The sequence below is a fragment of the Lyngbya sp. CCY1209 genome, from assembly GCF_055795065.1.
On the sequence record NZ_JAYFER010000690.1, the window covers coordinates 25260 to 44730 of the forward strand.

Here is a 19471-nt window from a genome sequence, read left to right on the forward strand (position 1 = left end):
AACCGCTCTGGCAGTTGCTATAAATATCTTAGTAGTTGATGCTAAAACGGCAGAGGTTCAACAATGGATACCATAACTCGCGGCGATCGCCAAATCTTCCCCCCAGCACGATGTCGCAACCGGGCAACAATGTCACAATAGAAAATCGATGTTGACTCAGCGGTAAAGATTCATGGACGTTTATCGACTCCCGGCCCTCTCCGACAACTATATTTTTCTCCTCCACGACACCGAACGAAATCAGGCGGCGGTGGTCGATCCCGCCGAAAGCCGCCCCGTCCTCCGCAAGTTGAAGGAACTCGGCGCCGAACTCGTCGCCATTTTCAACACCCACCACCACTCGGACCACGTTGGGGGAAACCGCGATTTGATGCAAAAATTCCCCAACCTGACGGTTTACGGCGGCGCGGAAGATCGCAACCGCATCCCCGGACAGGAAGTCTACCTGCAAGAAGGCGATCGCGTGGAATTTGCCGATCGCACCGCCGAAGTCTTCTACATCCCCGGCCACACCCTCGGCCACATCGCCTACTATTTCCCCCCCACCGACACCGAAGGCGGCGAATTGTTCTGCGGCGACACCCTATTTGCGGGGGGATGCGGGCGCCTGTTTGAAGGAACCCCGGCCCAGATGGTCGATTCCCTCTCCAAACTGCGATCGCTCCCCGACGACACCCGCTTCTGGTGCGCCCACGAATACACCCTCAAAAACCTGAAATTCGCCCTCACCGTCGATGAAAATAACCCGAAATTGCGCGATCGCTTTGAACAGGTGAAATCTGCCCGCGATCGCGACGAAGCCACCGTCCCCTCCTCCATCGGCATCGAAAAGCAAACCAACCCCTTCTTCGGTTGGGACCGCCCCGAGTTACAGTCTGCGGTCCAAGGCAAAGATGCCGTCCAAACCTTCTCCCGCCTGCGGGGAATGAAAGATCGCTTCTGACACCCAATGTAGGGGCGCAAGGCTTGCGCCCTCCCCCGAACCGGCATCCCCCGAACCGGCATCCCCGAACCGGCATCCCCCGAACCGGCATCCCCGAACCGGCATCCCCCGAACCGGCATCCCCCGAACCGGCATCCCCCGAACTTACAGAAGATATTGCAGAGGGCGAATGCCATAGATATTGCAGAGGGCGAATGCCATAGATATTGCAGAGGGCGAATGCCATTCGCCCCTACATTCACCTCCGCCTTATTGCAATCTCGCCACTTCTGTCGTTATGATAGAGTGTTTGGGATAAAAATTTATCAGGAACCATTATGTCAAAGCGGATTCAAGTCGTTCTGACCAAGGATGTCAGCAAATTGGGACGGGAAGGCGATCTCGTCGATGTGGCGCCCGGTTACGCCCGGAACTATTTGCTCCCCCACAGTTTCGCGGTGCGGGCCACCCCCGGCGTGCTCAAGCAGGTGGAACGGCGCAGGGAAGAGGAACGGCAGCGGTTGATCGAACTGAAAAAAGAGGCCGAAGCCCAGAAAACGGCCCTGGAAACCGTCGGCCGCTTTACCATTTCCAAGCAGGCTGGTGAAGGCGAGGCTATCTTCGGAACCGTCACCGCCAGCGAGCTCGCCGAAGCCATTCAGGCGGCCACCGGCAAAGAAGTCGATCGCCGGGAAATCACCCTTCCGGACATCAGCAAAACCGGCTTTTACAAAGCACAAATTAAGCTGCACCCGGAAGTTACCGCAGAAGTGGAAGTTCACGTGGTCGGAAAATAGCATAAATGTTTCGGGAATAATTATTAACTATTAATTGTTAATTATTAATTATTCCCGACTCCCTAATACCGACTCCCGACTCCCAATTTTCCTATGGCTGACAATCTCCCAATTTCACCGTCCGATCGCCTGCCGCCCCAAAATATCGAGGCGGAGGAGGCGATTTTGGGGGGGATTCTCCTCGATCCGGAGGCGATTTCTCGGGTGGCGGAACTGCTCAGACCGGAGCATTTCGCGATCGCCGCCCACCAGACCATTTATCGGGCGGCCCTGGCGCTACACTTGCAGGGGAAACCCACGGATTTGATGACCGTCACCAGTTGGCTGGCGGACCAAAAGCAACTGGATTCGGCCGGGGGTCAGATGAAGTTGGCGCAACTGGTCGATCGCACGGTTTCTGCGGTGAATATCGACCAATATTCCCTGTTGGCGATCGACAAGTTTATCCGCCGTCGCCTGATTCAGGCGGGGAATGAAATCGCCCAGTTGGGATATCAGACGGCGACGGATTTGGACGTGATTCTAGATCAGGCGGAACAGCGGGTTTTCAACGTCACCCAAGTTCAGCCGAAACAGGATTTGGTTTCCATTTCGGAAACGTTGATCAATACTTTTCAGGACATTGAAGACCGCAGCGAAGGCATCGCCCTCCCCGGCATCCCCTGCGGTTTTTACGATTTGGACGCGATGACGGGGGGATTTCAACGGTCGGATTTAATTATTGTGGCGGGGCGTCCGTCGATGGGAAAAACTAGCTTTGCGGTGGCGATCGGACACAGTATCGCCAAGATGCAAAAGTTGGGAATTGCGGTGTTTAGCTTGGAGATGTCCAAGGAACAATTGGTGCAGCGGCTGCTGTCGAGTGAGGCGAGAATTGAGAGTAACCGATTGCGATCGGGGCGCATCAGCCAAGCGGAGTGGGAACCGCTGACGGAGGCGATCGGAAACTTGTCGGAATTGCCCGTTTTTATCGACGATACCCCCAACGTTACCGTCACCGAAATGCGATCGAAAGCGCGGCGGTTGCAGGCGGAACAGGGGGGCGCGTTGGGGTTGGTTTTGATCGATTATTTGCAGTTGATGGAGGGGGGAAATCCGGACAACCGGGTGCAGGAATTGTCACGAATTACGCGATCGCTCAAAGGGTTGGCGCGGGAACTCAACGTCCCGGTGATCGCCCTGTCTCAGTTGAGTCGCGGCGTGGAATCCCGGACAAATAAGCGCCCGATGATGTCGGATTTGAGAGAATCCGGCTGTTTGTCGGGGGATAGTTTAGTCACCCTCGCCGACAGTGGCTTGCAAGTTCCCATGCGGGAATTGGTCGGCAAATCGGGCTTTTCGGTTTGGGCCGTGAATGAAGCGACCATGAAGTTGGAAAAGGCGACAGTTCGGCGCGTTTTTCCGACCGGAATCAAGCCGATATTTTGTTTGAAAACTCGTTTGGGTCGCACCATAAAAGCGACGGGAAATCATCAATTTTTGACGGTTCGGGGTTGGCAACGTTTGGATCAGTTGAGCGCGGGTTCTCGGATCGCTTTACCCAGATGTTTGCCGAGTTCGGACGGGCGATCGATGAGTGATAATGTCAGCCGCGAACGAGCCACAAAATTGGCTCAAATTGTCAACTCGCGTCAAATCGCTGGTCTGGCAGAAAGTGATATTTATTGGGATGAAATTTGCGCGATCGCACCCGCCGGAGAAACGGAAGTTTACGATCTGACCGTTCCGGGGTTACATAATTTTGTGGCAAATAATATCATCGTCCACAACTCCATCGAACAAGACGCCGACATGGTGATCATGCTCTATCGCGACGATTATTATAACCCCGATTCCCCCGATCGCGGCATCACGGAAATCATCATCACCAAACACCGCAACGGCCCCACCGGCACCGTCAAATTATTGTTCGACCCCCAATATACCACCTTCCGAAATCTCGCCACCGGCAGACATTAAAACCGATTTCGTATTCTCCCCCCTACCTCCCCCCTTACAAAGGGGGGCGGGGGGGATGGGGGTTGGGGGGGATCTCTGTCTTTATTGAGGAGCGGCGATCCCCCATTATCCCCCTTCAAAAGGGGGACTTTGAGAACACAATTTATAAAGATTTATATTAAAATAAAAACCGCGATCGCACCCACCCAGTCCAACCATCAAAAACCGATGTCCGATTCCACCATCACCCTGAAAGTCAACGGAGAACCCCAAAGCTGCCCCCCAGACACCCCCCTGCCCGCATTTTTGGAAAAAATGGGGCTCAATCCCCGTTTGGTCGCCGTGGAGTACAACGGGGAAATTCTGCACCGCCAATACTGGGACGCCACCACCATGCAAACCGGCGACGTGCTCGAAATCGTCACCATCGTCGGCGGCGGCTAGACGGGGAGGGCCTGGCGGGGTTTGAACGTCTCCACCTGGCGGAGTTTTTCGTACAACTCCCGCTCCTGGGACGTCACCTGCTTGGGCACCACGATCTCAATTTCCACCAACTGATCGCCGCGATCGCCATTTCCGTTCGGATACCCCTTATTCGCCAACCGCAGCCGCTGGCCGGACGTCACCCCCGCCGGGAGCCTCATCTTCACCCAACCGTCCAGGGTGGGCACCTCGATATCGCCCCCCAACGTCGCCTCGCTCGGCGTCACCGGCACGCGACAGATGATGTCCGATCGCTCCAACTGAAAAAACTCGTGGGGCTCCACCACAATTTTCAGGAACAGGTCCCCCCCCTGAATGCCCAAATTTCTGAGGCGAATCCGCTGTCCCGTCACCATTCCCGGCGGCATATTCACCTCCAGCGATCGCCCGTCCTCCAGGCGAATCCGCTCCGTCCCCCCCGTGTAGGCTTTCTCCAGCGGCAGCGTCAACCTCGCCTCGATATCCCGTCGGGGTTGCGTCGGCACCCGCTGCACGGTTTTGCGGCTGGGGCGGTAGGGGTCCGAAGACGTCACGCGGGGGGTATCCGCGCTCACCGTCCGCACCTCCCGGCGGCGTCCGAGAAGCTGATCGACGAAGGTGTTGAAATCGGCGTAGTCGCCAAAATCCACCGGTTTGGTCTGGGTCTGGGTTGGGGCGCGGCCGGCCACCCGGGAACCCCAGGTTTTGATCCCCGCCATCGGCGATCCTTTCTTGCCGCCGAATCCCTTCTGTTTCCAGAATTGGCTGTACTCGTCGTACTGCGATCGCTTCTCCGGGTCGGACAGAATATTATAGGCCTCGCCGATATCCTTGAACTTCTCCTCGGCTTCCTTGTCGCCGGGGTTTAAATCGGGGTGGTACTGTCTCGCCAACCTCCGGTAGACCTTTTTAATCTCCTCGACGGAGGCATCTCTGGAAACCCCTAAAATTTGATAGTAATTCCGAAAGTTTTGCATCAGCGGTCAGTGTAGTAGGGCAGGCAACAGGGAACAGGCAATAGGCAATAGGGGAGGGGATGGGGAATGGGGAAAATTTCATTTTTCACTTTTCACTTTTCACTTTCCCCATCTCCCAATTTAACGTCTAGAGCCAATCGTCATCGTCATCGTCCCAATCACTGCTCTGCTGGGGATAGTAGGGGCGCCCGGGACGGCCGGTTCCCACGCCGTCGTAGGGGGAATAGCGCCCCGGCGCCACCTCGTAGGGATCGACCCGGCGCCGCTCGGTGCCCCCGAAGGTGCGGCGGATGGAGCCGAACAGGTCGTCTTCATCCTCCTCCTGGGCGAACAGCGACACCTCCCGACTCAAATCGTACAGGGCATCCTGGAGGTCGGAACTCGCCCGGTCGATGCCGCGATCGTCGTTCCGCTCCAAACTGTCCCGCAGGGCTCGAATTAAGGTTTCGATGCGGCCCCGCTGCCGTTGGGCGAACTGCATCCCGTAGTCCAGGGCAACTTCCCTCAGTTGCCGTTCCGCCTGGTAGGTGAGGGCTTGGGCGCGGTTGCGCTTTTCCACCCGCTCCCGCTGCAGGCGATCCTGGTCGGCGAACTCTTCGGCCTCCCGGATCATCTGGTTCACCTCGTCCGGGGACAGGGTAGAAGCGCCCTGGATGGTGATGCTCTGTTCCCGGCCCGTGGTTTTGTCCAGGGCCGTCACCAACAAAATCCCGTTGGCGTCGATATCGAAGGCGACCTGAACTTGGGGCACCCCCCTCGGTGCCGGGGGAATTCCCGTCAGTTTGAACCGGCCGAGGGATTTGTTGTCCTTCGCCAGTTCCCGCTCCCCCTGGAGGACGTGGATTTCCACCAGGGTCTGGTTGTTCTCCGAGGTGGAGAAAATGTCCGATCGCCGCACCGGGATCGTCGTATTGCGGGGGATCAGTTTTTTCATTACCCCGCCGATGGTTTCCAACCCCACCGAAAGCGGCGTGACATCGAGTAAGAGAATGTCGCGGACTTCCCCGCCCAGAATACCGGCCTGGATGGCCGCGCCCACGGCCACCACCTCGTCCGGGTTGACCCCCTGATTCGGTTCGCGATCGATGAGCGATCGCACCAACTGCTGGACGATGGGTATCCGGGTCGAACCCCCCACCAACACCACCTCGTCAATTTGGACGGGGGAAATCTGGGCGTCGGCCAGAGCCCGCTTCACCGGGCGCCGCAACCGCTGGATCAAATCCCCGCACAGCCCCTCGAACTCCCCCCGGGTGAGGCGGGTTTCCAGGTGTTTCGGGCCCTCCTCGTCCGCGGCGATGAAGGGCAGGTTGATGTCCGTCACCCCCACCCCGGACAGTTCGATTTTGGCTTTCTCGGCCGCTTCCGTGAGGCGTTGCAGGGCTTGGCGATCGCGCCGCAGGTCGAGTCCCTCTTCCTGCAAAAACTTCTCCGCCAGCCAGTCCACGATCTTCTGGTCGAAATCGTTCCCCCCCAGTTGGGTGTCGCCGCTGGTGGCTTTCACTTCAAACACCCCGTCCCCCACTTCCAGGATCGAGACGTCGAAGGTTCCCCCCCCCAAGTCGAACACCAAAATCGTCCCGAAATCCTGCTTTTCCAACCCGTAAGCCAGGGAAGCCGCCGTCGGTTCGTTGAGGATGCGCTTCACCTCCAACCCGGCGATGCGTCCGGCGTCGCGGGTAGCCTGCCGCTGGGAGTCGTTAAAATAGGCGGGAACCGTGATCACCGCCCCCGTGATTTCTTCCCCCAGATAGCGACTCGCCTCCTCCGCCAGCTTCCGCAGCACCATCGCCGAAATCTCTTCCGGGGCGAAATCCCGCTTCAGCCGGGGGCATTTGAGTTTGATGTTTCCCGTGTCGTCCCGGCGGATGGTGTAGGGGACCCGCTTCGAGGCCGGGTTGAGCTCGGCGTACTTGCACCCCATCAGTCGCTTGACGTTGTAATAGGTATTTTGGGGGTTGAGCACGGCCTGCCGCCTAGCCATCTGTCCGACAATCCGCTCCCCCTCTTTGGTGAAGCCAACGACGGAGGGGGTCGTCCGCATCCCTTCGGAATTGGCGATCACGACGGGCTTGCCCCCCTCCATGATCGCTACCACAGAGTTGGTCGTCCCCAGGTCAATGCCGACTACTCTACCCATTCGTTGGTGTTCTCCTTACTCTTTTTGATGTGGCTAGATCTTTCAATAATTTTATCGTCTGACATCCTCGACGCCCCAAAGGTGCGGGGATCGCTACCTCATCCATTGAATGTAACAAGATGTAACGTATAATGAGAACGAAATACAAGCAAGTCATAAAGGGTTGTCAATGCGAGTTGCGATCGCCGGGGCGGGTTTGGCCGGCCTCAGTTGCGCCAAATATCTAACGGATCTGGGTTATACGCCCATCGTCCTGGAACGCCGGGACGTCCTCGGCGGCAAGGTCGCCGCCTGGAAAGATGAGGACGGGGACTGGTACGAAACCGGACTGCACATCTTCTTCGGGGCCTATCCCAATATGTTGCAGTTGTTCAAAGAACTCGACATCGAGGACCGGCTGCAGTGGAAAGAACACACGATGATTTTCAACCAGCCGGACCATCCGGGAACCTATTCTCGATTTGACTTTCCCGACCTCCCGGCCCCCATCAACGGCATCATTGCGATTCTCCGCAACAACGATATGCTCACCTGGCCGGAGAAAATTCGCTTCGGTTTGGGCTTGATTCCGGCTATGATCAAGGGTCAGAAATACGTCGAGGAGATGGATAAATATTCCTTCTCGGAGTGGCTCAAACGCCAGAACGTGCCGCCCCGGGTGGAAACGGAGGTGTTCATCGCCATGTCCAAGGCTTTGAATTTTATCGGACCCGACGAGATCTCCTCCACGGTGATTTTGACGGCCCTGAATCGCTTCCTGCAGGAGAAGAACGGCTCGAAGATGGCGTTTTTGGACGGATCTCCGACGGAGCGATTGTGTCAGCCCTTGGTAGACTATATTACGGAGCGCGGTGGACAGGTGCGGTTGAATGCGCCCGTCCGGGAGTTCCTGTTGAACGACGACGGCAGCGTCCGGGGATTCCGGATTCCGGGGCGCCATGGCGAACCGGAGGAGGAGTTGACGGCGGATGTTTATGTATCGGCGATGCCGGTCGATCCCCTGAAGCTGATGCTGCCCGATTCGTGGCGGGAAATGGACTATTTCAAGCAACTTGAGGGTTTGGAAGGGGTCCCGGTGATCAACGTCCATTTGTGGTTCGATCGCAAGTTGACGGACATCGACCACCTGCTGTTTTCGCGATCGCCACTGCTGAGTGTCTACGCGGACATGAGCAACACCTGCCGGGAGTACGCCAACCCGGACCGCTCGATGTTGGAGTTGGTTTTGGCCCCGGCTCAGGATTGGATCGGCAAGTCGGACGCGGACATTGTGGCGGCGACGATGGCGGAATTGGAGCAACTGTTCCCCGAGGAGTTCCCCCACCGCGCCCAACTGCTGAAATCCCATGTGGTGAAAACGCCGCGATCGGTGTACAAAGCCACTCCCGGCCGCCAAGCCTGCCGCCCCGACCAAAGGACACCCATCCCCAATTTTTACCTGAGCGGAGACTACACCATGCAACGCTATCTGGCGAGTATGGAGGGTGCCGTACTTTCTGGTAAGCTGACAGCACGAGCGATCGAACGGGATTCAAAGACCGGCCGCGATCCGAAGCTGTCAGACCCGTCTGAAGCGGAAAACGGACAATCCCCCGTCACGGTTTCCGAACTCCCGACCCCCGTCAAGCAGTAGCTTGAGGACGATGGCTGATAGCTGAGGGCTGAAAAAAAAACGAATGCTGCAACTCTCTAAATCCCCCCGCATGAGAACTCAGGCAACCCGGTCAGATTCCTACGAACTCTGTCGTCAAATTACCGCCGAGTACGCCAAGACGTTTTACTTGGGAACTCAGATCATGCCCGAGGCGAAGCGTCGGGCGATTTGGGCGATTTACGTCTGGTGCCGTCGCACGGACGAACTGGTGGACGGCCCGATGGCGGCTTCGACGACGGACGAGACCCTCGATCGCTGGGAAGAACACCTGGAATCGATTTTCGCCGGAAACCCCATCGACGAGGTGGATGTGGCCCTGGTGGATACCCTGAGCAGATTTCCCCTCGACATCCAGCCGTTCCGGGACATGATCGCTGGCCAGCGGATGGACCTGTACCGGAGCCGCTACAGGACTTTCGAGGAATTGAAGCTGTACTGCTACCGGGTGGCGGGGACGGTGGGTTTGATGTCGATGGCGGTGATGGGGACGGCCGAGCCTGACCCGAGCCCCTGGAACCGCGATCGCCCCCCGTACTGTCCCAAAGAGGAAGCGATCGCCCTGGGAATCGCCAACCAACTCACCAATATTTTGCGGGATGTGGGGGAAGATGCCCGCCGGGGACGGATTTACCTGCCCTTGGATGACCTGGCGTTGTTCGATTACACGGAGGCGGATTTGCTCAACGGCGTGGTGGACGACCGCTGGCGGGAGTTGATGCGCTTCCAAATTCAGCGATCGCGCAAATTTTACGCCCGGGCGGAGCGGGGGATCGCTTCCCTGAACCCGGACATCCGCTGGCCGGTGTGGACGGCTCTGATGCTCTACAGCCAAATTCTCGACGAAATCGAGCGCAACCAATACGATGTCTTCACCAAGCGGGCTTACGTCCCCACCTGGAAGAAGATGGCCTGTCTCCCCGTCGCCCTGCTGCGGGCGAAAGTCCTTTAAGTTGGGGTGTGGGGTGGGTTCGGTGGGGTGTGGGGATTTGAGATTTGAGATTTGAGATTCCCCCCGGTTCGGAAATTCCCTATTCCCTATTCCCGACTCCCTAGGACCGACTCCCTCAAAATAGACAGACCCGGCACCGATTTTAAAAGTGCCGGGTCTGTTTGGTTAAATGGAGAAAAAATTGGGCGGGGGATTAAGAATTGCTCGTTTGGGCGGAGAGCATTTGCTTGAGTTTTTCTAAGTCGCTGGCCCAGCGGGGATCGGGTTGGATGGAACCCGAATCGCCGGAGGGGGAGGAAGAACTGCCCGCGCTGCGGTTGGATTTTTTCCGGTTCTTGCCGCCACCGCTGGAACTGCTCTTTCCGACGGGGGCGACGGAGCGATTTTCCTCCTCGGATTCCCCTTTACTTTTCTTGCGGGGTTGTGCCCGCTCGATTTTCAGGGCGTTTTCCCCGAACATGACACCATTGTATTTCTCGACGATTTGATCGGCTTGATCGTCACTTTGGACGGTGACGAAGCCGAAGCCCCGGCACTTGCCCGTTTTGCGATCCGTGATCACTTTCGCCGAGATGGATTCGCCTTCCTCTGCAAACACGGCTTGCAAATCTTTGCGATCGAGTTCTTTTGGCAAATTTCCGACATAAAGGCGAACAGACATTGATGATACCTCCAGTAAGTAACTGTAATATTTGGGTTGAAAAATCCTGTTAAATCAGGTCATCTTAAAAAAAGCACAATTAAACTCAGGCTGACTTGACAACGCCAATTGCCTGCGACTCGTTTCCGCTTGGGCTGTTTGCAAATTACCATCGTCTTCGACCCAAAAATAACGTCTCAAGTTGGCTTTGAATCGGAGTCGCAAACATGGAAAAGATTGATCTGGGAAATTGTCGCGTAAAGTTTGAGTCATGCTTCAAAACTGACTGCTATAGATTTTGACATCACTCTTGCCGAGTTCCAATTTGAATGCTTCTATAGCCAAGATCGTCAAAAGAAGTGTCAAAGGACTTCAACTTCGGAACAATGAAATGCTTCTTCAAGTTTAGTACGGTTGGGGCAACAAAACAAAAAATTTTGCAGAACGATTAATTTGTCTCGTAACTATTCAAGTGAGAGAACGGTGACAACCGAACTGCGGCGCTATCTAGTCATCCCAAAAAGAACGGTAAGAACAGACCATCCTCTAAGATACCACAACCTAGCGCACATTCCTAGCAGTTGACCGAAACAAATTTCCGTCTTCCCTGTGGATGACAGGAGTCTCGGCCGTTACCCCGCAAGCGATCGTGCTTTCCGCCATGAAGTCAGCAATCTTGTTAAATTCTATTTTTCAATGTAAACAAATGTAACACCGTCGGGACAAAATGTAAACCCTCGCCGGGAAACATTACGATCGCATCCGGCATCAAAACCCCCCCCGGGAAATCAAACTCGCCCCCCACAGGGCGATCGCGATCGCCAGAATCACCGACCACAGGGGATGTCCGCCGTAGAGTTCCAGCCGTTTCTCGACGCTTTGCAACCGTTCCACGTCGATCCAGGGGGTCGCCCCCCGCCGCCACCACCCCGTCACTTTCACCGGACGCCCGATCAGATCCTTGGGGTGGGGAGATTTCAACCAGAAGTTAGCGAGGGGGGTAAATGGGGGGACGTAGTGGAGGCGGACCAAACCGCCGGCGGTTTTCAAGATCAGATCCTGACCCATAATATTGTCGATTCCCCCCCGTCCGATCAACTCGCCCTGTACACAAATCGGTTTGGAGTCGATGGGGAGGGTTCGGGGATCGCAAAATAACTCCCGCAGGTCCGGATCGATCGCCGTTTTCGCCGGTTTGATTTCGGGAAAAAAGGCGTTATTCCGCAAAAAGATCCCCAAACTGCAGCCGATGGGAATGCAACCGTACAAAATCCACCGATCCCCGAACAGCCATTCCAACTGCCAGAATCCGATCAGCCCGAAGATCGCCCCCATCAGCCAAACCGCCAAGCCGATGGCCACTCCGGCGGGGAGTCCGAAATAGGGGGCGCCCTGGATCGCCAATTTTTCGCGATCGCCCCGAGATTTCGACGGGGCGGGACTTTCCAGATTCAACTCCTGATCCAATTTCCAGAATTGGGCGTAGTAGGAGAGGATCAATAAGCGATCGCCCAAAGCCGGGTGGGAATTGGGGATCTCCAACCATTTGCGGTGGGGATTTTGCAGATCCCATATGAATAAGGACTCAAAATCTCCCCCTCTCGCCAGACTTCCCAAAGTCATCGCCTGCCGGTATCCCACCGGAGTCAACAGATCGAACCCCTCCAATAGGGTATCGGTTTTGCCCTCCGCCGCGATCGCTGCGGCCATTCCCACCGCCATTTTAGACAATGCCCGGGTCAGGCCGTTGGGATTGCCCGTCAAATTGCAGGCGAGGCGATCGTTATAGTACACCCGGCGCCGAGACACCCACAGGGCCGGAAATCGCAGAATTTGATAAATCCCGTAGGCTGCGGCGGAGATGGGAAACGCCAGAAAGCGGAAAATTTTAGCGGGGGGTTTTAAAAGCGACGGGGCGAAATCCGGAACCCAGCGGGGGAGTGAGTCCCTTTGGAGGCGATCGAAATCGTTTTCGCCCCAATCGGCGAACTGACAATAAATCAAATAGGGAATTTGAGTCAACACCGTCGCGAAAGACATCGCCAAAAAATCCCAATTTCCCACCGAAGCGATTTCGCGGGCGTAGATGGCGGCGAGCTCGTCTTCCGTCAGGGTGTCGAGTAACCCCTGGCTGACACAAATGCGGACGAACCGGGGCCAGCATCCGTAGGTCATGGCGATGGGGGCGGCGGTGGGCAACACCCGCAGGGCTGGAAATTTCCAGTTTCGGTTTCGGCAGTAAGTCTGCAAAATGCGGCTGGCTTCCTGGGAGGATTGTAACAGTTGGGTGCGGGGAAAAACCTGTTGGCCGTAACAGAATTTGAGCAATGCATCCAACAGCCAGGGGGAGGCGACAAATAAGATTCCCAAGGTTAGATAAACCCACCGGCTCGGGTCGCGATAAAAAAACTGGATCGGTTTGACAAAGGGCAGTTGTCTCAAGATATGGTTGGTGGTTTCCAAGAGAAATTCCACCAGGCGGGGACTCAGCCACAGCAATACGAAAACGGTGAGGAATTGTTCGATCCGAAATCGGGTCAATTTCAGTTTGCCCAGACGTCGCCATCCGATCGCGGCCCGTCCCGCCTGTTTCCACTCGTGTCGGGGTGGGGTAACGTCGGCGACAGGGGGCTGGGGTTCGGATTCCACCGTTTCGGCGGGGGCGGGTTCTTCCTCCGTCGTCGGGGGGGCGAATGTGGGCTGTCCCTGCTGTTTTTGGAGTCGGACGTAGACGGGCGGATTTTCGTCTGTTTTGGGTGGTGTCGGTGTCGGTTTCGGGGGGGGTGGGGGGGGTTGGCGGTTGGCGGTGGATTCGACTTTGGGGGGTTGGAGGGTGGGATCGAAGGGGACGAAGCCGGTGGAGACTGGGGGTTGGCGGCGGCGGAGTTGTTCGAGGATTTGGGTGGCCCGGGTTCTGACTTTTTCGGATGGGTGGCGGGTGAGGGTTTCGCACAGGGCGATCGCCCGATCGCTCTGTCCGGCGCGATCGTAGGCTTTGACCAGTGCCATTTTAGCTTTCAACCGGGCGGTGTGATCGGGTTGGGATGCGGCGACGGGCTCCAACAGTGCGATCGCCTGCCGGTATTGCTTCTGTTTGAGGGCAGCCAACCCCCGTTCCAGGGGGGAAGAATCGGAACCGCGATCGGGGGTGGATGGCATGGGCGTTCCCTCATTCAACCTTCCTTCTAAGATACCCCAGGCGGTCGGAGATATTGCGATGGGGGATTGGGTGGGGATGGGATGGGGAATATCTGGGACAACCGTATCAGGTTGCCATCGATCGGGAGTCGGGGGGAATCTAAAATCTAAAATTCAACAACCCGATGGCACAATATCAGGGGACACCGTTGATGGAAAGAGGAGCCGGACGGACGTGAAATTGGCGATTCTCGGGGGACCCGGAGCCGGAAAGGGAACCCAGGCGAAAATACTGTGCGGCTACCTGGAGATCCCCTGTGTGGATATGGGTCAGATCCTGCGACGGGCGATCGCATCCGGGACGGAGTTGGGACGCCAAGCCGAGCCCTACGTCGAAAAGGGGGAACTGGTTCCGGATGAAATTCTGATTCAATTTGTTCGCGATCGCCTTCTGGAGCCGGATGTCAGCAACGGATGGCTCCTCGACGGCTATCCCCGCACGGCTTTTCAGGCGGAAGAGTTGGATTTTCTGTTGGAAGATTTGGGACAAAAACTGCGGTGGGCGATTTATCTGAATGTCTCGGATGATGTCTTGATGACCCGTTCTTTGAAGCGATCGCGGGCCGACGACACCCCACAAATTATCCGGCGCCGCATCGAAGTGTTTCACCAGCGCACCGTCCCCATACTAGAATATTACGAGCCTCGGGGGCATCTGCTCGATATTAACGGCGATCACCCGCCGGAACAGGTTTCTCAAGATATCCTCGATGTCCTCGTCCGGCAGTAGCGGCCCACCTTGAGGTGATAAAAGATCATGTCCTGGCAACGTCCCGATGGCAGAGAGCCCCAACAATTGCGTCCGGTTGCGTTTGAACTCGATTATACGAAGTTTGCCGCCGCTTCGGTTCTGACCAAGTGTGGCAACACCCAAGTGCTGTGTACGGTGACGATACAGCCCGGAGTGCCGCGGTTTTTGCAGGACTCGGGACGGGGGTGGCTGACGGCGGAATATCGGATGCTGCCGGGGGCGACTCCCCAACGGCAGTCCCGGGAGTTGATGAAATTGTCGGGGCGGACCCAGGAAATTCAACGCCTGATCGGGCGGAGTTTGCGGGCGGCGGTGGATCTGGAGGCGATGGGAGAAATGACTGCGATTGTAGACGCGGATGTTCTCCAGGCGGACGCGGGAACCCGGACAACTTCAATTACTGGCGGGTTTGTCGCCCTCGCTCATGCGTTTGACAAGATGGTGAAACGGGGGGAATTGGAGCGATCGCCCATCCGCCACCAGATCGCGGCGATTTCGGTGGGACTCATGGAGGGGGAGGCGTTGCTCGATCTCAACTACGAGGAAGACGTGGCGGCGGACCTCGATTTTAATGTGGTGATGCGGGACGATCTGGGGATGATCGAGTTGCAGGGGACGGCGGAGGCGGAGAGTTTCAGCCGCGCCGAGTTGAACAAGATATTGGACTGCGCCCAAAAGGGCATCCTAGAATTGTGCGAATTGCAACGCCGCGCTTTGGCGGATACCTGAACCGGGGGGCTGCGATCGGCCGGGGTGTGGGCAAAAGTCGCGATCGCATTTAAGATTGAAAAGAAAGCCCCCTTAAAAAGGGGTTGCGATCGGTTTTTTTCATCGATTCGTCTGCATCTGCGATGGTGGGATGTGACGAGGATTTTTACAGGAGATTGTCAACAATGTGGGTCAAGATCAATGTCGTTTTGATCGGAATTACCCTGGTTTATACGATCGCTCCTCTGGCGATCGCATTTCTGGGGGTGGCACTGGCCGGTCTGTTCGGCTGCGAATCCGGCGGTGGAATGGACGTTTACTGTCCGGGAAAACCCGGGTTGGGACAGTTGCTCACCACGATGGGAATGATGCACTGGTTCGCCCTGTTTACCCTTCCGTCCGGGGCAATTATCGCAATTATATTGTCCGTCGCCTTGGGCGTGCAGTTGATTGGCCCCAAATTGATCCGTTAAATTCATCGCGCTCTCAAGTCCAATCCATAGTCATATCCATCTAAGCGTTCGACCGTGAGTCATTATTTATTGCTCTGAATTTTTAATGATGGATCATCTTACCGTAGAATCCACCCTCGTGGATTTGAAGCTTTATGATACCCGGGCAGAATTGAGTCAATTGGGAAAGGTACTCGCCCAAATTTTTGAAAATGATGGGAATATTCCGGGAGTTATTCTCTGCGATCGCGGTGAGTTTTTGGGGATGATTTCCCAGCGACAATTTTGGCGACTTCTCAGCCGCCCCTACGGGCGGGAGCTCTTTTTAACCCGTCCCATTCAATCCTTATATCGATTTTTGGGGGTGTCGCCGTTGGTGTTGCCCGCCCAGACGACCATTTCCGATGCGGCCCGCCAAGCCGTGAAACGCCCCCCGGAACATCTGTACGAACCCTTGGTGGTGCGCCTTTCCCCTTCCGAATTTCGAGTCCTCGACACCCAACAACTCCTCGTCGCCCAATTGTTCGTCCACCAACTGGCAATTCAACTGTTGGAAAATACGGAACACCTCCTCAAAGAGGCTAACTTGGAACTGCACCGAATGGTGCGGATCGACCAACTGACCCAAATCTCAAACCGCCGCAAATTTGATGAGTTTATTGAGGCTGAGTGGAGGCGACATTTTAGATTACAGTTTCCTCTGTCAATTATTATCGCAGATGTGGATTATTTTAAAGCTTATAATGACTATTACGGACACCAAGCCGGAGATGATTGCCTCAAAACCGTGGCCCAACTCATCGATCGCGCCGTCCGGCAATCTTCCGATCTCGTCGCCCGCTACGGCGGGGAAGAATTTGCCGTCATTTTACCGGAAACCTCCCCGGACACTGCGGAGGCGATCGGCGAAAGAATTCGGGCGACGGTGGAACAACATCAACTTCCCCACGTCAAATCTAAAGTTTGCCCCTATATCACTTTGAGCCTGGGAATTAGCAGTCAAATTCCCACCTATTCTACCTCATTTAAAATGTTGATTTCTACCGCAGATGCCGCCCTTTATAGAGCTAAAGAATCGGGTCGCAATCGTATCGTTAGCCTCTGTGGTGAGAAGATTTGAATGGGATTTTTACTTCGTCGCACAGGCTTCTCGCCGGCGATCGCCGAAATCTCAAGCCCGTAAGTTTTTGTACTCAATTTCACTTGTCAAGATACCGACTCCAAAATTTACAAATCTCCACAAAAAATATAAGAATCATTGCATAAAACAATTTTGGTATTGCTTTAATGGCACACTGAATCCTCAGAACCGACAAACGTCAGACCTTGCGGCAGAAAATAGGTGTTTTTACTCCCCTGCTGCGATCGCGTTTAAGGTTTGAGACAATAGCGAAAAGCTACCCGCACTGATTATCAATACCGGAGAAAATTGTATGAAATTGGCTTACTGGATGTATGCAGGTCCGGCCCACATCGGCACTCTCCGCATTGCCAGTTCTTTTAAGAACGTCCACGCCATCATGCACGCCCCCCTCGGCGACGATTATTTCAATGTCATGCGATCGATGTTGGAACGGGAACGGGACTACACGCCAGTCACCGCCAGCATCGTCGATCGCAACGTGCTGGCCCGGGGTTCCCAGGAAAAAGTCGTCGATAATATCGTCCGCAAAGATAAGGAAGAAAACCCCGATCTGATCGTCCTTACCCCCACCTGCACCTCTAGCATTCTCCAGGAAGATCTGGAAAATTTCGTCAGCCGCGCCCAGTTGGACGCCCGAGGAGACGTGATGCTGGCGGATGTGAACCACTACCGCGTCAACGAACTGCAGGCAGCCGATCGCACCCTGGAACAAATCGTCAAATTCTACATCCAAAAAGCCCGCAAAAAAGGCGAACTCCCGGAGGATAAAACCGAAAAACCCTCCGTCAACATCATCGGGATGTCAACCCTCGGCTTCCACAATCAACATGACTGCACCGAACTGAAGCGGTTGATGGCCGATCTGGGCGTCGAAGTCAACGAAGTGATTCCCGAAGGGGCGTCGGTTCACAACTTGAAAAACCTGCCCCGGGCTTGGTTTAACTTGGTTCCCTATCGCGAATTGGGATTGATGGCGGCGCGGTATTTGGAGGCTGAATTCGGAACCCCTTATATCGACATCACGCCGATGGGGGTGGTGGAGACGGCCCGCTGCATCCGCAAAATTCAAGCGGTGATTAATAACCAAGGGGCAGATGTCGATTATGAAGACTATATCGACAATCAAACCCTGCACGTTTCCCAGGCGGCTTGGTTCTCCCGTTCCATCGACTGTCAGAATTTGACGGGTAAAAAGGCGGTGGTATTTGGAGACAACACCCACGCCGCCGCCATGACCAAAATTCTGGCGCGGGAAATGGGAATTCATGTGGTTTTGGCGGGGACTTATTGCAAGTATGACGCGGACTGGTTCAAGGAACAGGTGGGCGAGTATTGCGACGAGGTTTTGATCAGTGATGATAATGGCGCGATCGGGGATGCGATCGCCCGCATTGAACCGGCGGCAATCTTCGGAACCCAGATGGAACGCCACGTCGGAAAGCGGTTGAGTATCCCCTGCGGCGTGATCGCGGCCCCCATCCACATCCAGGATTTCCCCATCGGTTACAAGCCGTTTTTGGGCTACGAGGGGACGAACCAGATCGCCGATTTGGTGTACAATTCCTTTACGTTGGGGATGGAAGATCACCTGCTGGAAATCTTCGGCGGACACGATACAAAAGAGGTGATTACGAAGGGAATTTCGGCTGATTCCGATTTGAGTTGGGCGAAGGATGCCCAGGCAGAATTGAACAAGGTTCCCGGTTTTGTGCGGGGTAAGGTGAAGCGGAATACGGAGAAATTTGCCCGCGATCGCGGTTTGCAGGAAATTACCCTGGAAGTCATGTACGCGGCGAAAGAGTCTGTGGGTGCTTAGTTGGGGATTTGGGGAAGAAGAACCACAGAGGCACAGAGGACACAGAGAGAATTTTTTTGTGTCTTTGTGGTTTGCATTAGAAATGAATGATCGGGGTATTTTATAGTTTGGAAGGACGCAGGAGATCCCCCTAAATCCCCCTTAACAAGGGGGACTTTGAATTCGGTTTTTATCCCTTAAAATGGGATAACACGGTTAGGACAGATCGGCTAATTTGAGTCCCGCCTTGAAATGAATTTCAAGGCTGATAGCAAAAGTCCACTTAAGTGGACTCGTTCGGAGTAATCGTGTCCCAACCTAAATGCGTACTGCTATAATCCCTTAAAAATGGGGGCTTTGAATTCGGTTTTAACTCCTTAAAATGGGGGGCTTTGAATTTGTTTTTTATTACTTAAAAGGGGGGATTCACTGGCTTGGGAAAGTTATAATTTCATATTTTCAACGCCCAATTCTTCCGGGAATGATGACGTTGGTGCGATCGAAGCTGGGGGGTAAAGAGGGGCGGGGTGTTACTCCATCTTCGGAGAAATTGCCGCGCAGAAAACTCGGGGAAAAATTGCGATCGCCGAGGACTCCTCGTTGAACTTCTACGTTTTTGAGAGAGTCTACCGTTGTCGCCACTCCTTTACTGGTGGTTAGGGGATCGGCGACGCCTCCCAAGGCGTCGATCAAAAATGTGTTGCTGAAGCCGCCAATCATTTCGACATCCTGTTCTTCTTCAAAGAAACCGGGACGCAGGCGGCGGGTTGGTTGGGCATTGGTGGGGGATTCTCCCCAAATCACTGCGGCGATCGCAACACCGGACAACAGACAGAAGAATCGAAAAATACTGCAATTCATGGGGGTGTCTCCGTTTCTATCAATTTTATCGGCATATTTTGATCGTCTCCAATGTATATTAAAACTGTTTGATAATTGTGAAC

16 protein-coding genes are annotated in these 19471 nt (G+C 55.2%); 11 read left to right on the forward strand and 5 right to left on the reverse strand.

Annotated features, from left to right (window positions below):
• Nucleotides 1-172: 172 nt before the first annotated feature.
• From gloB to thiS, 4 genes are all read left to right on the forward strand, one after another.
• Nucleotides 173-943: a hydroxyacylglutathione hydrolase gene (gene gloB / locus AC0QHF_RS28775; RefSeq protein WP_324707717.1), complete on the forward strand. Its 771-nt coding sequence runs from the start codon at nt 173-175 to the stop codon at nt 941-943.
• 317 nt (nt 944-1260) lie between these two features.
• Nucleotides 1261-1719 carry a 50S ribosomal protein L9 gene (gene rplI, locus AC0QHF_RS28780; RefSeq protein WP_324707718.1) on the forward strand — a complete coding sequence of 153 codons (459 nt, stop codon included), beginning with the start codon at nt 1261-1263 and terminating at the stop codon, nt 1717-1719.
• 93 nt (nt 1720-1812) lie between these two features.
• Nucleotides 1813-3678 carry a replicative DNA helicase gene (dnaB, locus tag AC0QHF_RS28785; protein ID WP_324707719.1) on the forward strand — a complete coding sequence of 622 codons (1866 nt, stop codon included), beginning with the start codon at nt 1813-1815 and terminating at the stop codon, nt 3676-3678.
• Nucleotides 3679-3885: 207 nt separating this feature from the next.
• Entirely contained in the window at nt 3886-4101 is a 216-nt protein-coding gene (thiS, locus tag AC0QHF_RS28790) for a sulfur carrier protein ThiS (RefSeq protein ID WP_324707720.1), read from the forward strand.
• On the opposite strand, the gene AC0QHF_RS28795 is transcribed toward thiS, so the two are convergent.
• Nucleotides 4098-5096 carry a J domain-containing protein gene (locus AC0QHF_RS28795; protein ID WP_324707721.1) on the reverse strand — a complete coding sequence of 333 codons (999 nt, stop codon included), beginning with the start codon at nt 5094-5096 and terminating at the stop codon, nt 4098-4100. The two genes, thiS and AC0QHF_RS28795, sit on opposite strands and share 4 nt — an antisense overlap.
• A 127-nt stretch (nt 5097-5223) precedes the next feature.
• Nucleotides 5224-7236, reverse strand: a complete 2013-nt coding sequence (dnaK, locus tag AC0QHF_RS28800) for a molecular chaperone DnaK (protein WP_324707722.1) — start codon at nt 7234-7236, stop codon at nt 5224-5226.
• Between the two features lie 169 nt (nt 7237-7405).
• On the opposite strand from dnaK, the gene pds reads away from it, so the two are divergent.
• Together pds and crtB are read left to right on the forward strand one after the other, a co-directional pair.
• Entirely contained in the window at nt 7406-8869 is a 1464-nt protein-coding gene (gene pds / locus AC0QHF_RS28805) for a 15-cis-phytoene desaturase (RefSeq protein ID WP_324707723.1), read from the forward strand.
• Between the two features lie 43 nt (nt 8870-8912).
• Nucleotides 8913-9839 carry a 15-cis-phytoene synthase CrtB gene (gene crtB, locus AC0QHF_RS28810; RefSeq protein WP_324707724.1) on the forward strand — a complete coding sequence of 309 codons (927 nt, stop codon included), beginning with the start codon at nt 8913-8915 and terminating at the stop codon, nt 9837-9839.
• 193 nt (nt 9840-10032) lie between these two features.
• Here the strand turns inward: crtB and AC0QHF_RS28815 are convergent, their stop codons facing one another.
• Together AC0QHF_RS28815 and AC0QHF_RS28820 are read right to left on the reverse strand one after the other, a co-directional pair.
• Nucleotides 10033-10500 (reverse strand): RNA recognition motif domain-containing protein, encoded by a 468-nt coding sequence (locus AC0QHF_RS28815; RefSeq protein WP_324707725.1) that lies wholly within the window; start codon nt 10498-10500, stop codon nt 10033-10035.
• Nucleotides 10501-11247: 747 nt separating this feature from the next.
• Nucleotides 11248-13638, reverse strand: a complete 2391-nt coding sequence (locus AC0QHF_RS28820; RefSeq protein ID WP_324707726.1) for a zinc metalloprotease HtpX — start codon at nt 13636-13638, stop codon at nt 11248-11250.
• Between the two features lie 214 nt (nt 13639-13852).
• Between AC0QHF_RS28820 and AC0QHF_RS28825 the strand changes: the two genes are divergently transcribed.
• The 5 genes from AC0QHF_RS28825 to bchB all read left to right on the forward strand — a co-directional run bounded on the left by AC0QHF_RS28825 (nt 13853) and on the right by bchB (nt 18548).
• Nucleotides 13853-14407: an adenylate kinase gene (locus AC0QHF_RS28825; protein ID WP_324707727.1), complete on the forward strand. Its 555-nt coding sequence runs from the start codon at nt 13853-13855 to the stop codon at nt 14405-14407.
• A 27-nt stretch (nt 14408-14434) separates the two neighbouring features.
• Nucleotides 14435-15157, forward strand: coding sequence for a ribonuclease PH (gene rph / locus AC0QHF_RS28830; RefSeq protein WP_324707728.1), 723 nt, complete (start codon nt 14435-14437; stop codon nt 15155-15157).
• Between the two features lie 164 nt (nt 15158-15321).
• Nucleotides 15322-15609 carry a hypothetical protein gene (locus tag AC0QHF_RS28835; RefSeq protein ID WP_324707729.1) on the forward strand — a complete coding sequence of 96 codons (288 nt, stop codon included), beginning with the start codon at nt 15322-15324 and terminating at the stop codon, nt 15607-15609.
• 85 nt (nt 15610-15694) lie between these two features.
• Complete coding sequence (locus AC0QHF_RS28840; RefSeq protein ID WP_324707730.1) at nt 15695-16708, forward strand: GGDEF domain-containing protein; 1014 nt, start codon at nt 15695-15697, stop codon at nt 16706-16708.
• 313 nt (nt 16709-17021) lie between these two features.
• On the forward strand, nt 17022-18548 hold the full coding sequence (gene bchB / locus AC0QHF_RS28845) for a ferredoxin:protochlorophyllide reductase (ATP-dependent) subunit B (RefSeq protein WP_324707731.1): 1527 nt from the start codon (nt 17022-17024) through the stop codon (nt 18546-18548).
• Between the two features lie 438 nt (nt 18549-18986).
• Here the strand turns inward: bchB and AC0QHF_RS28850 are convergent, their stop codons facing one another.
• The gene (locus tag AC0QHF_RS28850) at nt 18987-19388 is read right to left on the reverse strand and encodes a hypothetical protein (protein ID WP_324707732.1); all 402 of its coding nucleotides are present in this window, start codon (nt 19386-19388) and stop codon (nt 18987-18989) included.
• Between the last annotated feature and the right edge of the window lie 83 nt (nt 19389-19471).

Bases quoted from the DNA above. Each gene is read 5' to 3' on its own strand.
- gloB (WP_324707717.1), top strand. From the start codon at position 173: ATGGACGTTTATCGACTCCCGGCCCTCTCCGACAACTATATTTTTCTC.
- rplI (WP_324707718.1), top strand. From the start codon at position 1,261: ATGTCAAAGCGGATTCAAGTCGTTCTGACCAAGGATGTCAGCAAATTG.
- dnaB (WP_324707719.1), top strand. From the start codon at position 1,813: ATGGCTGACAATCTCCCAATTTCACCGTCCGATCGCCTGCCGCCCCAA.
- thiS (WP_324707720.1), top strand. From the start codon at position 3,886: ATGTCCGATTCCACCATCACCCTGAAAGTCAACGGAGAACCCCAAAGC.
- AC0QHF_RS28795 (WP_324707721.1), bottom strand. From the start codon at position 5,096: ATGCAAAACTTTCGGAATTACTATCAAATTTTAGGGGTTTCCAGAGAT.
- dnaK (WP_324707722.1), bottom strand. From the start codon at position 7,236: ATGGGTAGAGTAGTCGGCATTGACCTGGGGACGACCAACTCTGTGGTA.
- pds (WP_324707723.1), top strand. From the start codon at position 7,406: ATGCGAGTTGCGATCGCCGGGGCGGGTTTGGCCGGCCTCAGTTGCGCC.
- crtB (WP_324707724.1), top strand. From the start codon at position 8,913: ATGCTGCAACTCTCTAAATCCCCCCGCATGAGAACTCAGGCAACCCGG.
- AC0QHF_RS28815 (WP_324707725.1), bottom strand. From the start codon at position 10,500: ATGTCTGTTCGCCTTTATGTCGGAAATTTGCCAAAAGAACTCGATCGC.
- AC0QHF_RS28820 (WP_324707726.1), bottom strand. From the start codon at position 13,638: ATGCCATCCACCCCCGATCGCGGTTCCGATTCTTCCCCCCTGGAACGG.
- rph (WP_324707728.1), top strand. From the start codon at position 14,435: ATGTCCTGGCAACGTCCCGATGGCAGAGAGCCCCAACAATTGCGTCCG.
- AC0QHF_RS28835 (WP_324707729.1), top strand. From the start codon at position 15,322: ATGTGGGTCAAGATCAATGTCGTTTTGATCGGAATTACCCTGGTTTAT.
- AC0QHF_RS28840 (WP_324707730.1), top strand. From the start codon at position 15,695: ATGATGGATCATCTTACCGTAGAATCCACCCTCGTGGATTTGAAGCTT.
- bchB (WP_324707731.1), top strand. From the start codon at position 17,022: ATGAAATTGGCTTACTGGATGTATGCAGGTCCGGCCCACATCGGCACT.
- AC0QHF_RS28850 (WP_324707732.1), bottom strand. From the start codon at position 19,388: ATGAATTGCAGTATTTTTCGATTCTTCTGTCTGTTGTCCGGTGTTGCG.